Source organism: Mannheimia glucosida, assembly GCF_046267875.1.
Lineage (GTDB): Bacteria > Pseudomonadota > Gammaproteobacteria > Enterobacterales > Pasteurellaceae > Mannheimia > Mannheimia glucosida.
In genome coordinates, this window is the sequence record NZ_CP176502.1 from 142538 (window position 1) to 160942 (window position 18405).

At 42.0% G+C, this 18405-nt stretch carries 20 protein-coding genes; 13 read left to right on the top strand and 7 right to left on the bottom strand.

The annotated features are described in order from the left end of the window. Positions 1-3 precede the first annotated feature (3 nt). From rpsG to ACJ7Z2_RS00770, 6 genes are all read right to left on the bottom strand, one after another. Positions 4-474: a 30S ribosomal protein S7 gene (gene rpsG, locus ACJ7Z2_RS00745; RefSeq protein ID WP_006251653.1), complete on the bottom strand. Its 471-nt coding sequence runs from the start codon at positions 472-474 to the stop codon at positions 4-6. Positions 475-604: 130 nt separating this feature from the next. Further along, positions 605-979: a 30S ribosomal protein S12 gene (gene rpsL / locus ACJ7Z2_RS00750; protein WP_005543325.1), complete on the bottom strand. Its 375-nt coding sequence runs from the start codon at positions 977-979 to the stop codon at positions 605-607. Positions 980-1099: 120 nt separating this feature from the next. Further along, the gene (gene rfaC, locus ACJ7Z2_RS00755; protein WP_409500469.1) at positions 1100-2059 is read right to left on the bottom strand and encodes a lipopolysaccharide heptosyltransferase RfaC; all 960 of its coding nucleotides are present in this window, start codon (positions 2057-2059) and stop codon (positions 1100-1102) included. Between the two features lie 67 nt (positions 2060-2126). Next, positions 2127-3164, bottom strand: a complete 1038-nt coding sequence (gene waaF / locus ACJ7Z2_RS00760) for a lipopolysaccharide heptosyltransferase II (RefSeq protein ID WP_409500470.1) — start codon at positions 3162-3164, stop codon at positions 2127-2129. A 110-nt stretch (positions 3165-3274) separates the two neighbouring features. Beyond that, positions 3275-3691 (bottom strand): MliC family protein, encoded by a 417-nt coding sequence (locus ACJ7Z2_RS00765; protein ID WP_020824267.1) that lies wholly within the window; start codon positions 3689-3691, stop codon positions 3275-3277. A 63-nt stretch (positions 3692-3754) separates the two neighbouring features. Continuing rightward, complete coding sequence (locus ACJ7Z2_RS00770) at positions 3755-5083, bottom strand: LysM-like peptidoglycan-binding domain-containing protein (RefSeq protein ID WP_409500471.1); 1329 nt, start codon at positions 5081-5083, stop codon at positions 3755-3757. Between the two features lie 292 nt (positions 5084-5375). On the opposite strand from ACJ7Z2_RS00770, the gene ACJ7Z2_RS00775 reads away from it, so the two are divergent. The 7 genes from ACJ7Z2_RS00775 to ACJ7Z2_RS00805 all read left to right on the top strand — a co-directional run bounded on the left by ACJ7Z2_RS00775 (position 5376) and on the right by ACJ7Z2_RS00805 (position 12751). Then, on the top strand, positions 5376-5714 hold the full coding sequence (locus ACJ7Z2_RS00775) for a ComEA family DNA-binding protein (RefSeq protein ID WP_409500472.1): 339 nt from the start codon (positions 5376-5378) through the stop codon (positions 5712-5714). Positions 5715-5877: 163 nt separating this feature from the next. After that, positions 5878-6768 (top strand): archaetidylserine decarboxylase, encoded by an 891-nt coding sequence (gene asd / locus ACJ7Z2_RS00780; protein ID WP_409500473.1) that lies wholly within the window; start codon positions 5878-5880, stop codon positions 6766-6768. Positions 6769-6936: 168 nt separating this feature from the next. After that, on the top strand, positions 6937-9213 hold the full coding sequence (gshAB, locus tag ACJ7Z2_RS00785) for a bifunctional glutamate--cysteine ligase GshA/glutathione synthetase GshB (RefSeq protein ID WP_409501091.1): 2277 nt from the start codon (positions 6937-6939) through the stop codon (positions 9211-9213). A gap of 320 nt (positions 9214-9533) precedes the next feature. After that, positions 9534-10511, top strand: a complete 978-nt coding sequence (gene manX, locus ACJ7Z2_RS00790; protein WP_006251954.1) for a PTS mannose transporter subunit IIAB — start codon at positions 9534-9536, stop codon at positions 10509-10511. Between the two features lie 11 nt (positions 10512-10522). Further along, the gene (locus ACJ7Z2_RS00795; protein ID WP_409500474.1) at positions 10523-11323 is read left to right on the top strand and encodes a PTS mannose/fructose/sorbose transporter subunit IIC; all 801 of its coding nucleotides are present in this window, start codon (positions 10523-10525) and stop codon (positions 11321-11323) included. 13 nt (positions 11324-11336) lie between these two features. Next, positions 11337-12173, top strand: coding sequence for a PTS mannose transporter subunit IID (locus ACJ7Z2_RS00800; RefSeq protein ID WP_154703429.1), 837 nt, complete (start codon positions 11337-11339; stop codon positions 12171-12173). A 92-nt stretch (positions 12174-12265) separates the two neighbouring features. Next, positions 12266-12751 carry a DUF986 family protein gene (locus tag ACJ7Z2_RS00805; RefSeq protein ID WP_409500475.1) on the top strand — a complete coding sequence of 162 codons (486 nt, stop codon included), beginning with the start codon at positions 12266-12268 and terminating at the stop codon, positions 12749-12751. Positions 12752-12835: 84 nt separating this feature from the next. Here ACJ7Z2_RS00805 and tpiA read toward each other — a convergent pair whose 3' ends face one another. Beyond that, positions 12836-13627: a triose-phosphate isomerase gene (gene tpiA, locus ACJ7Z2_RS00810; RefSeq protein WP_154703431.1), complete on the bottom strand. Its 792-nt coding sequence runs from the start codon at positions 13625-13627 to the stop codon at positions 12836-12838. A 158-nt stretch (positions 13628-13785) separates the two neighbouring features. On the opposite strand from tpiA, the gene truD reads away from it, so the two are divergent. From truD to ACJ7Z2_RS00840, 6 genes are all read left to right on the top strand, one after another. Further along, positions 13786-14805, top strand: a complete 1020-nt coding sequence (gene truD, locus ACJ7Z2_RS00815) for a tRNA pseudouridine(13) synthase TruD (protein WP_409500476.1) — start codon at positions 13786-13788, stop codon at positions 14803-14805. A gap of 169 nt (positions 14806-14974) precedes the next feature. Then, the gene (gene surE / locus ACJ7Z2_RS00820) at positions 14975-15763 is read left to right on the top strand and encodes a 5'/3'-nucleotidase SurE (protein ID WP_409500477.1); all 789 of its coding nucleotides are present in this window, start codon (positions 14975-14977) and stop codon (positions 15761-15763) included. Then, positions 15750-16334 carry a YqaA family protein gene (locus ACJ7Z2_RS00825; protein ID WP_409500478.1) on the top strand — a complete coding sequence of 195 codons (585 nt, stop codon included), beginning with the start codon at positions 15750-15752 and terminating at the stop codon, positions 16332-16334. The genes surE and ACJ7Z2_RS00825 overlap by 14 nt, the downstream gene beginning before the upstream one ends. A 17-nt stretch (positions 16335-16351) precedes the next feature. Further along, complete coding sequence (locus tag ACJ7Z2_RS00830; protein ID WP_409500479.1) at positions 16352-16846, top strand: LysM peptidoglycan-binding domain-containing protein; 495 nt, start codon at positions 16352-16354, stop codon at positions 16844-16846. Positions 16847-16858: 12 nt separating this feature from the next. Then, entirely contained in the window at positions 16859-17059 is a 201-nt protein-coding gene (locus tag ACJ7Z2_RS00835) for a hypothetical protein (RefSeq protein ID WP_006249474.1), read from the top strand. Between the two features lie 18 nt (positions 17060-17077). Beyond that, positions 17078-18358 carry a peptidoglycan DD-metalloendopeptidase family protein gene (locus tag ACJ7Z2_RS00840; protein ID WP_126301143.1) on the top strand — a complete coding sequence of 427 codons (1281 nt, stop codon included), beginning with the start codon at positions 17078-17080 and terminating at the stop codon, positions 18356-18358. Positions 18359-18405 lie beyond the last annotated feature (47 nt).

The window sequence follows — 18405 nt, forward strand, 5'->3', positions numbered from 1 at the left end:
CGATTACCAACGGAAGTGAGCAAACGCTTTGTTAGCTTCAGCCATACGGTGAACGTCTTCACGTTTCTTCACTGCTGAACCTTTGTTGTCTGCTGCATCCGATAATTCGTTAGCTAAACGTAATGCCATTGATTTGTCACCACGTTTACGAGCGGCTTCTACGATCCAACGCATTGCTAAAGCATTACGACGGGTTGGGCGAACTTCTACAGGAACTTGGTAAGTAGAACCACCCACACGGCGAGATTTAACCTCAACAGTTGGACGTACGTTTTCTAATGCGATTTCGAAAGCTTCTAACGCTTCTTTACCAGAACGTTGTGCTAAAGTTTCTAATGCACCGTAAACGATTTTTTCTGCAGTAGATTTTTTACCATCTACCATTAACACGTTAATAAATTTTGCAAGTAATTCTGAACCGAACTTCGGATCTGGAAGAATTTTGCGTGGTTCAATACTACGACGACGTGGCATTGGAAATTTCTCCGTATATTAAATCTTCAGGATATCCAAAACTCATCTAATCTGCCTTAAGGCATCTTGACTGGAGTTTATGGTTTAAATATTAAAATTTAGACGTTTGGCCTTACTCAACGGAGAACCATTAAGCTTTAGGACGTTTAACGCCGTATTTAGAACGACCTTGTTTACGATCTTTAACGCCTGCACAGTCAAGTGCACCACGTACAGTATGGTAACGAACACCCGGTAAGTCTTTAACACGACCACCACGGATTAATACAACACTGTGTTCTTGAAGGTTGTGACCTTCACCACCGATGTATGAAGTTACTTCAAAGCCATTTGTTAAACGAATACGACATACTTTACGTAATGCTGAGTTCGGTTTTTTAGGTGTAGTAGTGTATACACGAGTACACACGCCACGTTTCTGCGGGCAAGCCTCTAATGCAGGAACGTTACTTTTTACAACCTTTTTCACACGCGGTTTGCGTACTAGCTGGTTGATAGTTGCCATTAAAAAAGCTCCAGTTAAAATTATTAAAAATAAAATTAAAAACATCCTTTCACACGAAAGGACGGCAAATTTTAAATTGAATGTGGATAAAAGTCAAGCACAGTAAGATAACAACAACGATCATTTGTTAATCAATGGAAGTAATTTTTCCAGCACTTGTGAAGAGGTAATATTTTCCATTTTATCTGCTTTTAGATAAAACTGATTTTGCCCGTAAGCCCCGATAAGTTTTGGATCGGTTGCCCCATATAAAATCACATTTGGCTTATCTAACGCAGCCGCCAAATGGCTCAAGCCGGTATCCACCGACACCACTGCCGCTGCTCCCGCAAGTTGAGTAGCAATATCGGTTAAGCTCATTTTTGGCAATACCTTAGCATTATTCGCCACACTCGCTAAACGCTCCGCCCGTTCTTTTTCGGCTTGGTTTCCCCAAGGCAATCTGACTGCCAGATTGTGCTTATCCAACGCTTGAATCAACTCCGCCCAATAGGCTTCTTGCCAATGTTTATCCGCTCGGGTAGTGGCGTGAATCAGCATAATGTAAGCGGTCGTTTTTTGAGGATTTTTTGCAAAATGTTGTGCAATGCAATAATCGCCCCGTTCGGTTGGCAAAGCATAACCTAATGATTTTGCACATAATTTTCTGATGCGTTCTACAGCGTGTTGTTGGTAAGGGATATCAAACTTTTCATCGTAAAATAGACTACTTAGGCCTTCACGAGCAGAGCTTTTATCATAACCCAACTTTTTGCCATTTGCTTGGCGAGTTACCAACACCGCACTTTTAATCAACCCTTGAGCATCAATCACCGCATCATACTGCTCACTTTTTAGTCTCTTTAAAAACTGCTGCCATTCTACCCAAGTCTGTCTTTGGCAAAGGTTTTTCCGCCAGCGGCGAATAGCCACTGGAATCACGTTGTTCACTGCTGAGTGCCACGCAGGAATTTCGGCAAAATTTTCTTCCACGACCCAATCTACTTTTACATCGGGAATGGCATTTTGCATATCGGTTAAAGCGGGAAGCGTATGCAATACATCGCCCATTGATGAGGTTTTAACAATTAAAATTTTCATCTTTTATAAACAAACAAGCGGTCTTTTTTTGCAAAAAATTGGCAAAATTCAACCGCTTGTAATCCATTTAAATTAACAGTTCAGCTAATTTTTCCATCACCATTTCAGGCTGAATATCAATTAAACTTTGGTGATAGCCTTCTGCCGCTTCGCCTTTGCGGATTTTGATCAATCCGCCTTCAATTAAGCGAATAATTACCGCATTGTGGGATAACGGTGGCGTATATTGTGGGCTGGTCGGTCCATATAAGGCGACCAACGGTTTATTTAGGGCAGCAGCAATATGCATTAAGCCGGAGTCATTGCTCACGACTGCATTACAATCTGCAATCAAATCTACCGCTTGGTTTAAATCGGTTTGCCCTGCTAAATTCAGGCAATAGCGTTGTAAATGTTCAGGCAATGCCAAGCGAATTTGCTCACCGACGGCTTCATCTTTTTTCGAGCCGAATAACCGTACCGAATAGCCTTGCTCAATCAACATTTTTGCCAACGTTGCATAATGGTAATGCGGCCAACGTTTTGCAGGTCCAAATTCAGCCCCCGGACAAAAGCCGATGGCAGGACGGTTTTCCGCATAAGCCAACTGTTTTTCAAATTTCGCTTTGGTCTGCTCAATGTGTTGACTATCTGTTGTTAGGTATGGGTAAGCAATCGGCAACTGTTGTGCAGTTGGAACAGTAGCCTTTTCAAACGCCAAGGCTACATAGCGTTGCACCATCATCGGGTAGTCGTTTTTATTACTGCGAAGATCATTTAAGAAAAAATATCTACTTTCCCCTTTCCAACCACGACGTCTCGCAATTTTCGCAAACAGTGGAATAAAGGCAGACTTTAATGAATTAGGCAATACAATCGCCATATCATATTGATTTCTCAGGGATTTTCCGAGTCGGTAGCGTTCACACAAACGAAATGAACCGTGTCCAATCGGCATTGAAATCGCATTACGCACCTCAGGCATACGGGCTAAAAGCGGACGACACCAATCGGGTGCCATTACATCAATTTGGCAATTCGGATACTGTATTTTAAGCTGTTGATAAAGTGCGTGCGACATCATCATATCGCCCACCCAAGACGGTCCTATAACTAAAATATTCATTTGCAAAATTCTCTTAAAAATTTATTCACAATCCTTGTAAGGATTGTTCACAGCTTCGCTGCCGTTGGCAAAGCCAACGTTCAAAAAGCGATGCTTTTTGTGTCCGCTTGTTACTGCTTTATACAATTTGCCGCTAACGTTTTTTTAGTGTTGTTATACAAAAATGCTTTACCACTACGGGTTTCATGCCAAGTCCAACGGATATTAGTGTATTTTTTACCATCTCTCGTTACAGAAGGTGAAAGCTGATGCGTTGTCCCTTGATAACTCACTGTGACTATTTCCTTTTTTAACGCTTTTTTTGTTCGTCCCTGGCGTTCAACTTCAACCTTCTTATCATTCTCACAACGATATAAACTCACTTTAGGTGCTTGCGCTATCAGTTTAGTCACTTTCTTTACTGGCTCTTTTTCCTTTTGTACTTGATGAATTTGCTCAACAGGGGTAACCACTGTACTACAAGCAACTAACATCGCTGAGCTTAGCGTTAAGTAGATAAGTTTGTAAGAGGGGCAAAATAAATTCATCCTTTATCTCCTTTTTAAATAAAAGAGCAACGTTTGTAGCGTTGCTCTTTTTCTTCATTTTATTTATTTAAAAGTATAGCTACCGTTTGCTTGACGGGTAAATTTGCCGCCTGAGCCAATGCTCATTTCAACCACACGGTTATTTTTATCTAAACGAACGGTTACTCGCTCGCCTACTTTTAAATTACTCACCACGTTATTGACTTTGCTCATCGCATTAACGTCTGAGATATTTAAGTTGTTATCACGGAACACTTGCATTAGTGATACACCTTTTGGCACAGTCATTGTTTTGGTTGCTACCGCATTTGCCGACTCGGCAGCCGGTGCTGCTTTTACCACTTCAGTTTTTGCCGGAGCTTTCTCAACCGGTTTAGCTGCTGTTTTTGCCGTTTCTTTTGCTGCCGGTGTAGCACGTTCGGTTTTCACTTCAGTTTTAGCAGGGGCTTTAGGCTGTTGTTTTACCGTTGCTTCAGGTTGGAACACCACGCTATTTTCCGTTTTAGGCTTAATCGCCGGTTGTGCAACAACCGGTTTATTTTCCACCGGTTTCACCGCAACAGGTTGCTCAACTACTGCTTGTGATTGTGTTTGCGACTGGCTATCTTGTGACGGTTTAGCCATTGTTTGCTCGGTTTGGGCTGGAGCAACTGTTACAGACTCTTGTTGAGCGGCTTGAGCTTGTTCTTGAGCTTTTGCAGCTTCAGCGGCTTCTTGTTCTGCACGAGCTTGTTCTTCCGCACGTTTCGCTTCAGCTTCATCAACCGGTCGGAATTCAATCGGCAAGCTACCACCTTGCTGAGATTGTAGCTCTTCGACAGTTTCCGGCGTACTTGGTTTTAACAAGAAAAACAGTACCAATAATGCTAACGCCAACAATGCCACTAATAATAAACGGCGGGTTTTAGGTGGCATTTTAGCTTTAATCTCTTTGGTTTTAGTGGCTGCAGCTGCCGCAGTGGCTGCTGCGGCAGCTGTTGCCGCATTTGGAATAATACGCTCAGTAGTGAAACTCTCGGGTGCAGGTTTAACCACTTCTTTTTCCACATTTTCTTGTGCTTCAACTGTGTTAAAAGATGCGGTTGATACACTTTCTTCAACCGAATGAATGGTATTATCCGGCTCTACTGCTTCTGTAGCTTCTGAACTTGGAGTAAATTGGAATTCTTTTGCCTGCTTAGCCGAAAAGACATCAGCCGTATGATCTTCTACTTTAGCATCAGGTCTTTTCATAATTGGGGTAAAGGTATGCCCCGGTGCTTTAGTTGAACGTAGCGAAACATAAGGGGCTTGAGTTGTAGCTGTGTTGGTTGTTTCAGCCTGTTCAGTCTCTTGAGCGGTGACGGAAGGTTCACCAAAAACCGGCTCTTTACGAAAGTTATTTTGTGTCATATTAATTCCAAATAATAGCGTTGTTAATGAGGATAAAAATGGCGATATTCTAAAGCAATTCAGCCGCTATTTGAATTTATTTAACTAAATTTACGCAACTAGCGGTCATTTTTGCCTAATTTTTTGCAAATCTATTTACTTTCATTGAATTTCAGACCAAATGCAAGTCTAGAAGTTTAGCCATTTTCTATTTTTTCGATCTGTGTCGAAAAATTTATTTTTGCCGGTTGAGTTCTATTTTATTCCCTATTAATCTTCCTTTCGACCTTTCAACAACTAATAAGGAAATCCTATGAAGAAAATCAAACAACTTGGTCTAACATTCTTGTTTGGCTTAAATGCAATGACTTTTGCCCAAACACCGCCAACTACAATGCCTGTTGAACAAAATGCAGTCACTCAACCCGTACAGCAAACACAAATCACCAACGCTAATGCGGTAAATATCAATACTGCTAGCGCTGCTGAATTGCAAGACAAGCTAGTAGGAATTGGGCAGAAAAAAGCTCAAGCGATTGTCGATTACCGTACTAAAAACGGCAATTTTAAAAACATTGAGCAACTTGCTGAAGTCTCCGGAATTGGGCAAGCAACGGTAGAAAAAAATCGAGCCAATATTATTTTAGAATAAGACAACCAAATTGTTGAAGTGGAATTCCTACAAAGCCCCTATCTGTTTTTTCTTTGTAGCCACTTCAACACCTTAAAGATTTTTTATCTATTTTGCATTGTATTTGCTATACTTCGCCCCCAATTAAACGCAAATTCTCGTTTTTAAATAAAAGGAAAACGCAATGCAATTAAAAAAACACCCTACGCCAACCTACTTCCAACGAGTAAAAATCGCTCTGCACTATTTACTGCCACAACTGGCAATTACCCGTGCAGCAGGTTGGTTAGCAGAGCAAAAATGGGGCGTAGTTACTCACCTTATCATCAAACTGTTTGCAAAACAGTATAAAGTCAATTTATCTGAAGCTAAAAAAACCGAGCCGTCAGATTATGCTACTTTTAATGAATTTTTTATCCGTGAATTAAAAGAAAACGCACGCCCGATTAATCAAGATCCAAATACACTTTGCTTACCGGCAGACGGTAAAGTCAGCGAATCAGGCGAAATTTCGGATAACCGTTTATTACAAGCAAAAGGTCATCACTTTACGTTAGAAACCTTATTGGCAAATGATGAAGAAATGGCGGCAAAATTTAAAGACGGCACATTTATTACCACCTACTTATCGCCAACTGATTACCATCGTGTACATATGCCGTGCGATGGAACATTGCGTAAAATGATTTATGTGCCGGGCGAATTGTTCTCCGTCAATCCGTTTTTAGCTGAACACGTTCCAAACTTATTCGCTCGCAATGAACGTGTGATTTGTGAATTTGACACTGCATTCGGACCAATGGTACAAATTTTGGTCGGTGCAACAGTTACCGCAAGTATGAGTACGGTTTGGGCTGGCGTAATTAATCCGCCACGAGCAGACGAAGTGGTGGTTTGGAATTACGAAACTGAAGGCGAAAAAGCCATCAAACTCCAAAAAGGCGAAGAAATGGGAGCTTTCCGTTTAGGCTCAACCGTGATTAACCTCTTCCCGAAAGGTAAAGTACATCTCAACCCTGCACTTATTGCAGGAATGCAAACCCGAATGGGGGAAGAGTTGGGAAGATTAAATTAAACCTGACTATTTGCTAAGCCCTTTAATCGCAGAATATCTGCTCAGTTAAAGGGCTTTCTTATAACCGAATCATCTACTTCATTCCAATAAACTAAAACCCACTATTTCACTAAGTCTTTCATTTGTGCTATTGTGCCGATACATTTTTTTGACTAAAAAGGATAGATGATGAAACTACAAAAACTTATCCGAGAAAATCATTTAGCATTGCTGTTTCAACAAGGCAATTTTGGGCTTGAGAAAGAGAGCCAACGGGTTGATCGCAACGGCAATATAGTTACTACTCCCCACCCAGCCGTATTCGGTAATCGCTCTTACCACCCTTATATTCAAACCGATTTTGCCGAAAGTCAGCTAGAGTTAATCACTCCACCGAATGCAAAATTAGAAGACAGCTTTCGTTGGCTGTCTGCCATTCACGAAGTAGTGCTACGTTCGTTGCCAGAAGAGGAATATATCTTCCCTCTCAGTATGCCGGCAGGCTTGCCGCCGGAAGAGCAAATTCAAGAAGCACAATTTGATAACCCTGAAGATGTGCAATATCGCCAACACCTTTCCAAAAACTATGGAAAATATAAGCAGATGGTAAGCGGCGTGCATTACAATTTCCAACTTTCAACGGAATTTGTCGAAAAAGCCTTTGCTTTACAAACGGAATATTCTGAGCTGAAAGCCTTCCAAAACGCACTTTATATGAAGTTAGCCAATAACTTTTTGCGTTATCAATGGATTTTGCTCTATTTATTGGCTGCCACGCCTACAGTGGAATCGCAATATTTTTATGAAAAATCACCGCTTGCGGGAGGGCAACTTGTCCGCAGTTTGCGTTCAAGCCCCTATGGTTATGTGAATTCGGAAAAAGTGGTGGTTAATCACGACAGCTTAGAAAGCTATGTTGAAAGCCTTGAAGCCAATGTTGCCAACGGATTATTAATTGCCGAGAAAGAATTCTATTCCAACGTGCGTTTACGCGGTGGCAAGAAAGCCCGTGAGCTATTGGAACAGGGCGTGAAATACGCCGAATTCCGCTTATTTGATTTAAACCCTTTCGCCCCTTACGGTATTGAACTGAATGATGCCAAATTTATCCATTACTTCTTACTCGGTATGCTTTGGCTGGAGGAAACAAGCGGTCAAAAAGAGGTGGAAATCGGCAAACAGAAACTTTACCAAGTCGCCCTTGAAGATCCAAGAACAGAAACCGCTTTCCGTGCCGAAGGTGAAGCGATCTTAAATCAACTTCTAGCGATGCTTGAAGAGTTGGCAGCCGGTCAGGAAAGCCTAGATCTGGTGCAAGAAAAATTAGCTCAATTTGCTGATCCAAACAAAACTTTGAACGGACGTTTAATTGCCGCAATAGAGGAAGCCGGCAGTTATAAAGCACTAGGTGCTAAACTGGCTCAAGCCTATAAGGCACAAGCCTTTGAGCGTTTTTATGCGTTATCGGCATTTGATAATATGGAACTTTCCACCCAAACCCTGTTTTTTGATTTGATCCAACAAGGGATTGAAGTGGAATTACTGGACGAAAACGATCAATTCCTCGCTCTGAAATTTGGCGATCATCTGGAATATGTGAAAAACGGCAATATGACCAGTCACGACCAATACATTTCACCCCTGATTATGGAAAACAAAGTGGTGACGAAAAAAGTATTGGCAAAAGCTGGCTTTAACGTCCCGAAAAGCGTTGAATTTACCAGCCTTGAACAGGCTGTGGCACATTATCCGCTATTTGAAGGCAAAGCGGTGGTGATTAAGCCGAAATCAACTAACTACGGTTTGGGTATTACCATCTTCCAACAAGCGGTCAAAAATCGGGAAGATTTTGCAAAAGCGGTTGAAATTGCGTTCCGTGAAGACAAAGAGGTGATGGTGGAAGACTATTTAGTCGGTACTGAATACCGCTTCTTTGTACTGGGTGATGAAACCCTTGCGGTGTTACTGCGTGTACCGGCGAATGTAGTGGGAGATGGCATTCACAGTGTAAAAGAGCTGGTGGAGCGTAAAAATGACGATCCGCTGCGTGGCGATGGCTCTCGTAGTCCGCTGAAAAAAATCGCATTAGGTGAAATTGAGCAGTTACAACTTAAAGAGCAAGGCTTAACCGTAGATTCCGTACCGGCGAAAGGTCAAACCGTTCAACTGCGTGCCAATTCCAATATCAGCACCGGTGGCGATTCGATTGATATGACCGACCAAATGCACGAAAGCTATAAACAAATTGCGGTGGGAATTGCTCAGGCAATGGGTGCTAAAGTGTGTGGGGTGGATTTGATCATTCCTGATCTCACCAAACCTGCCAAGCCAAATTTAAGCTCTTGGGGCGTAATTGAAGCGAACTTCAACCCAATGATGATGATGCATATTTTCCCTTATCAAGGCAAGTCCCGCCGTTTAACCAAAGCGGTGATCAAAATGCTGTTTCCTGAGATAGGCAATTAAATTTTCTCTCTATACCTCTTTTAAGGAGAATTTGCTCAAGAATTCTCCTTAATTTATTTCTAAAGTTTTACTCCAATTAAATTTCACTTTGCGCATAACGCTCCAAAAGGAGAATTTTTTGTATAATTAAAAACTTTCAAAAATATCTCCGTTAACAAAATGTTATAAAGAAAAGACATTTAGCCCAATTTATAGCCAAAAAAGCTTATTGTCTGTGATATAGATCACACTTTTGTAATTAATACATTGTGTGAAATAATTATCATATTAAAATCTCGCCCCAGTAAATAAACAACTTAAAAAACCGCAAGGAGTAACAAATGAGCATTGCTATTATCATAGCAACCCATGGTGTTGCTGCAGAGCAACTTCTCAAAACAACTGAGATGTTGATTGGTGAACAAGAAGATGTCGCTTACATTGACTTTGTTCCCGGCGAAAATGCAGAAACGATCATGGGCAAATATCAAGCATTGGTTGAAGGTCCACTATCACACTGTGACCAAGTGCTGTTTTTGGTGGATATGTGGGGAGGAAGCCCATTCAACGCCGCAAACCGATTCCAAGATGGAAAATCGGGTATGGATGTTGTTGCGGGTGTGAATATTCCTATGCTAGTGAACACCTGTATGGCTCGTGATGATGTGGAATCGTTGGAAGAATTGGTGGAAGTTGCATTAGAAGCCGGCTCAACCGGGATTCGTTCACTTAATCACCAACCTGAAGTGGCTGAGGTGCAAACCGCTACTCCGGCACAAGAAACTGCAGCTGTTCAACAGCCTGAAATTGTTGATGACGGACGTCGTATGACCATTGCCCTTGCCCGTATTGATGACCGCTTGATTCACGGTCAAGTTGCGACGGTTTGGACAAAAGAAAGTAAAGTCAATCGCATTATTGTGGTAAACGAAGGTGTAGCAAAAGACAGCGTGCGTACCACTATGCTAAAAAGTGTTGCTCCTCTTGGCGTAACGGCTCACGTTGTTGATGTACCTAAAATGATTCGTGTCTATAACAACCCTGAATATGCCGATGATCGTGTAATGTTACTCTTTACTAACCCAAGTGATGTCTTAGCCTTAATTGAAGGTGGTGTACCACTCAATAGCATTAACGTGGGCGGTATTTCGCATAAAGAAGGGAAACAAATGGTTAGCCACGCTGTTGCGGTTGATCAAAAAGATATTGATGCCTTCAAAGCAATTGATGCGAAAGGCGTTGAATTAGAAGTACGCAAAGTCTCAAGCGATAGCCGTCAATATATGATGGATTTATTGAAAAAACATAACTTAATCTAAAGGAAATTACTATGGAACTTTCAGCATTACAAATTGTGCTTTTATTCCTCGTTGCCTGTATCTCAGGTATGGGCTCAATTCTTGATGAATGGCAAACCCACCGTCCGTTAATTGCCTGTACGATGATAGGCTTAGTGCTTGGTGATGTGACTACCGGCGTTATTGTTGGTGGTTCATTAGAGTTATTAGCTTTAGGTTGGATGAACATCGGTGCCGCTGTTGCACCAGATGCGGCATTAGCCTCTATTGTCTCAACCATTTTAGTCATTGTAGGTCGTCAAGATATTTCAACTGGTATCGCCATCGCTATTCCGCTTGCAGCTGCCGGTCAAGTATTAACCTATGTTGTGCGTGCAATCACCGTAGGTTTCCAACACGCAGCAGATAAATCAATTGAAGACGGTAACTTAAGCCGTTTAGACTGGTTACATCGCGGTGCTTTATTGCTTCAAGCAATGCGTATTGCCATTCCTGCATTAATTGTGGCATTAACAGCAGGCACAGATGCGGTTCAAACAATGTTAAATGCCATTCCTGAAGTGGTTACAACCGGGCTGAAAATTGCCGGTGGCTTCATCGCCGTGGTGGGTTATGCGATGGTAATCAATATGATGCGTGCAGGTCATTTAATGCCGTTCTTCTTCGCAGGCTTTGTAATTGCAGGCTTTACCGATTTTAACCTTGTTGCCCTTGGGGTATTAGGTACGGTTATTGCAATGGTTTATATCCATATGCACCCTAAATATAACAAAAGCCAGCAGGTAGTAGTGGCAGCTACACCAAAAAATGATTTAGACAACCGTTTAGACTAAGAGGGCATTTAAAATGACAACTGAAATCAAAAAAGTAACAAAAAGCGATTTGAATGCCGTTGTACGTCGTTCAAACTTATTCCAAGGTTCGTGGAACTTTGAGCGTATGCAGGCTCTTGGTTTTGCGTATGCGATGGTACCGGTTATCAAACGTTTATATCCGGATCCAAATGACCCGGGTCGCAAAGAAGCGATTAAACGCCATTCTGAATTCTTTAATACTCAACCATTCGTAGCTGCACCGATTTTAGGGGTAACCATTGCGATGGAAGAAGAACGTGCCAACGGTAAAGAAATTGATAATGCTGCAATTAACGGTATTAAAGTTGGTTTAATGGGACCATTAGCCGGTGTGGGTGACCCAATTTTCTGGGGAACTGTTCGCCCTGTATTTGCCGCATTAGGAGCAGGCTTAGCCTTAAAAGGCGAGCTGTTAGGTCCAATCCTGTTTTTCGCCTTATTTAACATAGTGCGTTTAGCCGCACGCTATTATGGCGTAGTATATGGCTATAAAAAAGGCTTAGATGTTGTACAAGATATGAGTGGCGGTTTATTACAAAAATTAACCGAAGGTGCTTCAATTTTAGGTCTGTTTATTATGGGGGCATTGGTACAAAAATGGACAAGTATTAACGTTCCGCTTGTGCTTTCAACCATTCAAAAACAAGACGGTACCATCGAAGTTACCACAGTGCAAAGCATTCTCGACAGCTTAATGCCGGGCTTACTCCCATTATTATTAACCTTTGCTTGTATGTGGTTACTGCGTAATCGAGTAAATGCTATCTGGATTATCCTCGGTTTCTTTGTTATCGGTATCCTCGGCGCTGCAACCGGTGCATTAGCTTAATTGCAAAATTTTCTGTGAAAACGACCGCTTGAACTTGAACATTCAAGCGGTTTTTTATACGCTTTAGCCCAAATAAATTCACTTGTTTAATTATGACCAATACCATCCTTATTCTCTTTATTTTACTTGGCTTAGTATTCGCCATTTATGACCAAGTTTTTATGCACAAACTCAAAGGCACAACCTTACTGGAAATCCGCTTAAAAAAGCAAAAAACAATTGATACTTGGCTATTGATTGGTTTAATTATATTGTCAATTAGCTATGGCGTACAAAATCAAATCCAGCCCTTTACACTTTATCTACTGGCGACGTGCATTATTCTGTCGGTCTATCTCACCTTTTTCCGCTCCCCTCGCTTGTTATTAAAACAACACGGTTTTTTCTTTGCGAATGTCTTTTTTAATTACAACAAGATTTATCAAGTCAATATTGCAGAAGGAAAAGCAGATGAAAAAATTTTAGTCATTGATTTACATAGTGGAAGAAGACTACTTGCCTATGTTGAAAATGAGGAAGATATTCAACCGGTAGTAGATTTTTTTGGCGGTTATAAAAAGGAAAGTGAGCAGAAATAGTTTGCGAACAAAACACAAGCGGTCATTTTTCCCTTAAATTTTGCAAAAACTGAGGAAAAATGACCGCTTGTAAAATCGGTTAGATTAGGCTTTGGCAGCCGCTGCCGCTTTAACGATCACCGCAAAAGCAGGCGCTTTAAGTGAAGCACCGCCTACTAATGCACCGTCAATATCCGGTTGAGTGAATAACTCTGCTGCGTTAGCATCGTTTACAGAGCCACCGTATTGAATGATTACTTGATCTGCCACCGCTTGTGATTTAGCCGCAATATGGTCACGAATAAATTTATGCACCGCTTGTGCTTGTGCCGGAGTAGCTGATTTACCGGTACCGATTGCCCAAATTGGTTCGTAAGCAATAACTGCACCATTGAACGCTTCCACACCGTGTGCGTTGATTACCGCATCAATTTGTCTTGCACACACTTCTTCGGTTTTACCTGCTTCATTTTCAGCTTCAGATTCACCGATACATAATACAGGCACTAAGCCGGCATCTTTTAATACTTTGAATTTGTGAGCAATAAATTCATCGCTTTCTTTGTGGTAAGTACGGCGTTCTGAGTGACCGATAATAATGTACTTCGCACCAAACTCTTTTAACATTTCAGGCGAAATATCACCGGTGAATGCCCCTTTTACATTCACATCCACATTTTGTGAACCAAGTGCAATTAAGCCTTTGTCGCTACAACCACAGCCACAACCGGCAAGTGATGCTTCAGCGTGTGCCAAATACATCACCGGTGGAGCGATTGCCACATCACAGCCTTCAACGCCGTGTAATTCTGCTTTTAAATCTGCAATTAAGGTTTTAGTAAACGCTTTATCACCGTTTAATTTCCAGTTACCCATTACAAGTGGACGACGTGCCATTTTGTTTCTCCTATAAAGTTAAACTTAAATATAAACGTTGCGAACTATACCAAATTTTAATGCCGTTTTGTTGTTTTTATTTTGCTTTTTCTGATCTAGATCGAAAGGTTTAACGTATAATGCCGAAATCTTATTTTTTTATGTTATTCGAGAAATGAATGAAACTGAATTATTTATACTCTCCTCCTCAAGCCATCGGGCGTTTAAAAGCCGAATATGCCGATTTTATTGTGCGTGAAGAATTGGGCTACGAGTTAGCCGGTGAAGGGGAATTTGTGGCGGTTAAAATCCGCAAAACCAACGCCAACACACTGTTTGTGGGGGAAAAGTTAGCCAAATTTGTCGGCATTTCCGAGCGAGAAATGAGTTATGCGGGCTTAAAAGACCGCCATGCAGTGACTGAGCAATGGTTCTGCTTGCATTTAGCAGGCAAAGAAACGCCCGATTTCTCCGCCTTTGAATGCGAAGGCGTGGAAGTGCTAGAAGTAACCCGCCATAACCGCAAAATTCGTGTTGGTTCGCTCGCCGGCAATCATTTTGAATTATTGCTGCGTGATGTCACCGAGAGTGAAGACTTACTTCAGCGTTTGCAACAGTTGCAAGCGGTCGGATTTCCCAATTATTTTACCGAACAACGCTTTGGGCGAGACGGACATAATCTGACCCAAGCCCTGCGTTGGGCAAACGGGGAAATTAGCGTGAAAGATCGCAAAAAACGCAGTTTCTACCTTTCCGCTGCCCGCTCGGAAGTGTTTAATTTAGTGGTTTCACAGCGGATTAACGACGGCTTAACCCAAAAAATCTTGGAGAATGATTACGTTCAACTTGCCGGCTCCAACAGCTTTTTCTGCGTGAAATCGGACGAAATTGCCGAAACCCAAGCCCGTTTAGAACAGCAAGATCTACTTCTCACCGCCCCGCTGATAGGCGAGAGATCCCTTGAGATGGAATGCAATCCTGCTGAAAAAACTATCATCGAACAACACGCTCAACTGCTTGCCTTAATGCAAAAAGAGCGTATGGCAGCCGCTCGGCGAGCAATGCTTTGTAAGCCACAAAATCTGGAATGGCAATTTGAACAAGAAGGGCTACGGTTAAAATTCTTTTTAGATTCAGGCAGTTATGCCACTGCACTGGTGCGAGAGTTAATTCTGCTTGCCGAAGAGAGCGAAGCTTAGTCCATAACACATAACAAGCGGTAAGATTTTAATCATTTTTGCAATTTGCAAAACTTTAACAAAATCTTACCGCTTTTTGCACTTTTAGACTAAAAAAACTGTCGAAAAATTGTTAGAATTGCGATCTTTGTATTTAGAGTCTATCAAGATGTAAGATCTAAAGGAAATTATGCGAATTTTAATTAGTAATGACGATGGTTTTCACGCTGTCGGCATTCAAACTTTAGCCAAAGCCTTGCGAGATGCCGGGCATATCGTCACCATTATTGCACCGGATCGTAACCGCAGTGCAGCTTCAAGCTGCCTAACCTTAGTCGATCCACTTCGGGTGCATCGTTTTGATGAATATAATTATGCGGTGATCGCCGGCACACCTGCCGATTGCGTGCATTTAGCCTTAAACGGCTTGTTTGACGGCAAATTTGCAGAAAAATTTGATTTGGTGGTCTCCGGCATTAATCACGGGGCAAATTTAGGCGATGATGTGGTTTACTCCGGTACGGTAGCGGCAGCATTGGAAGGTCGCCACTTGCCATTACCAAGTATTGCAATATCACTGGTTGGGCGTAAACACTCTTCGTTTTTAGACGGTGAAAATCATTTTGGAACAGCAGCACAGGTAGTGTTAGATTTATTGGAAAAAATGGAAACGCAGAGTTTTCCATCAAACCACGTTCTCAATGTTAATGTGCCGAATTTACCTTATTCAGAGCTAAAAGGCACAATGATCACCCGCTTGGGGGCTCGTTCCACAGCTGCGGAAATTGTGAAGCAAAAAGATCCTCGCAATGCCGATGTTTACTGGATTGGCGTCACCGGTGATCCGATTGATGAAAGTTTTGGCACCGATTTTTATGCGTTAAACCGAGATTGTGTCTCTATTACCCCGATTCAAGTGGATATGACCGCTCATAAAACGATAGCAACCTTAAAAGGCATTTTTAATGAAACTGTTTGAAACAATTTATGACAAAACAATGCAGTGGTCTAAGCACCACTTCGCTGCCTTTTGGTTAAGTTTTGTCAGTTTTATCGAGGCGATCTTTTTCCCGATTCCACCGGATGTGATGTTGATTCCGATGTCGATGGCAAAACCGCAAAATGCGTTTAAATATGCAGTTTACACTACCCTTGCTTCGGTTGCCGGTGGTGTTATCGGTTATTTTATCGGCTTATATGCTACCGATTGGGTGCAAGGTGTCATCGCAAATTGGGGAATGCAAGCAAACTTTGATAAAGCGAAATCATGGTTTGAAACTTGGGGGGTCGCAGTTGTGTTTTTAGCTGGATTTTCACCTATTCCCTATAAGGTATTTACAATTTGTGCCGGTGTAATGCAGATGGCTTTCTTCCCGTTTGTGATTACTGCTGCGATTTCTCGCTTTGCCCGTTTTATTTTGGTAGCAAAACTCTCTGCTTGGGGTGGCAAAAAATATGAAGAAAAAATTCGCCGCTCTATCGAATTAATTGGTTGGGGAACAATCGTTATAGCCGTTGTTGCCTATGTAATTTATACATTAATGAAATAAATTTTAAGGATATAAAAATGAAAAAATCACTTTTTGTTTTATCTCTGATTTCTTTTGCTTTAGTGGGTTGTTCAAGCAATTCGGGGGAATCCACTTCTACGGTAGAAACAACAGAAGCAAATGCAACTTGGCAATCAGCAGATAGCATTCAAACTGCACCAATGCCTGCCTCAATGAATCAACCTATTGCAACTCAGCCAACCTATCAGCAGCCGACTTACTCTGCACCACAACCAATTTCGGCAGCACCAATGCCTGTTTCAAGTGGTAGTGATAGCTCTCAAGTTGAAACAGTAGGGAACTGTCAAGTGGTGCGTGATGCAAATAATGCCCCTATCTATTCACAAATTACCAAAGGCTGCTACACAGAAAGTCACTATACGGTAGGTAAAAGTGATACGCTTTATTTAATCGGTTATCTAACCGGCACCAATGCCAATCAAATTGCACAGCTAAATGGTTTAAATACCGGCTCTCCACTGAAAGTCGGGCAAGTCTTACGTGTTCGTTAATAGGCAGAGAAAATGAACAGAACCCTTTTGGCATTTGCAATTTCTTGTGCATTTTTGACCGCTTGTAGCTCGCCTACTCAGCCACAAGTTGAAGATCCAAATATGTTACCTGCAGGCACATTACAACCGATTGAAGGCTCAGGCGCAAGCCAAGACAGTTACAGTTGGCCGTCTGATATTCAATCAACGTCAATGCCTGACAGTATGAAATAATTTTAGGACAATCATTTAATGAAAAAACAATTTATTCTTCTCCCTTTAGTTTCTGCTGTTTTGGCAGCCTGTTCTTCAAACAATCCAGCACCGGTGGTGAATGCTTCCGGTAATAACGAATTAAGCCCGGGCGTGATGCAGCCTGTTGATGTGAGTGCAGGTGCAATTAATTCAAGCGGTGGCTGGCAGTCTGATATTCAATCTGCACCAATGCCAAGCTCGATGAATACCACTCCGGTGCAAACAATGCCCCAGCTGGTTTCAGTGCCACAACCTGTGGCGACTGTACCGCAGCCAATTACCAATCCGGTGATTACCGAGCAACCACCACAGCCGACCACCACGACTAAAATCGTGAAAAAAACGAAAACGGTCGAGAAAAAAGTGGATCAAAATTTTGAGATCCCGCGTGATGCCAACAATGCCCCAATGTACAACCAAATTCAAAAAGGGTTCTACGATGGCTCTACCTATACCGTACGCAAAGGCGACACAATGTTCTTGATTGCCTATATTGTGGGTAAAGATGTAAAAGAAATCGCCGCTCTTAATAATATGAGCGAACCTTACCAATTAAGCGTAGGGCAAAAACTCAAAACCGGCAAATCTGCAACGGAAACTATTACCGTGGAAGAAAAAGTCACCGTACCGGTTGAACCACAAATTACCTACCAACAAGGTGCAAACGGCACAACCTATGCTTCTGACGGTAATATTACTGGGCCGGTAAAAGCAGGCACAGCCAACGCTGATGTCACGCCGGTTAATAACGGTATTAAAGCAACAACTGCAACTGCTCCGGCAGTAACTGCTTCTGTCGGTACAGTAAATGCAACAGAGGACCGTACTGCCTCCACCATTCGTGCTACAGATGGCACAGCAGGTGGTGCCGTACAAAGTAGTAATACTGTTTCTGCACCAGCTTCATCAATTAAATGGCAATGGCCAACCAGCGGGCGTGTAATTTCAGGCTTCTCCTCAGCAGAAGGAGGTAATAAAGGCATTGATATTGCCGGCAATAAAGGACAAGATGTACGTGCTGCCGCCGCAGGTAAAGTGGTATATGCCGGTAATGCCTTGCAGGGTTACGGTAACTTAATCATCATCAAACATACCGATGATTTCTTAAGTGCTTATGCACACAACAATACTATTGAAGTTGACGAGCAAGAAACGGTGAAAGCCGGTCAGAAAATCGCGACTTTAGGTAGTACAGGAACCAATACGAATAAATTACATTTTGAAATTCGTTATAAAGGAAAATCTGTCGATCCGACTCGTTATTTACCAAGAAAATAAGAGTAACTTTTTAGCATAATCCGACCGCTTGTGTACTACAAGCGGTC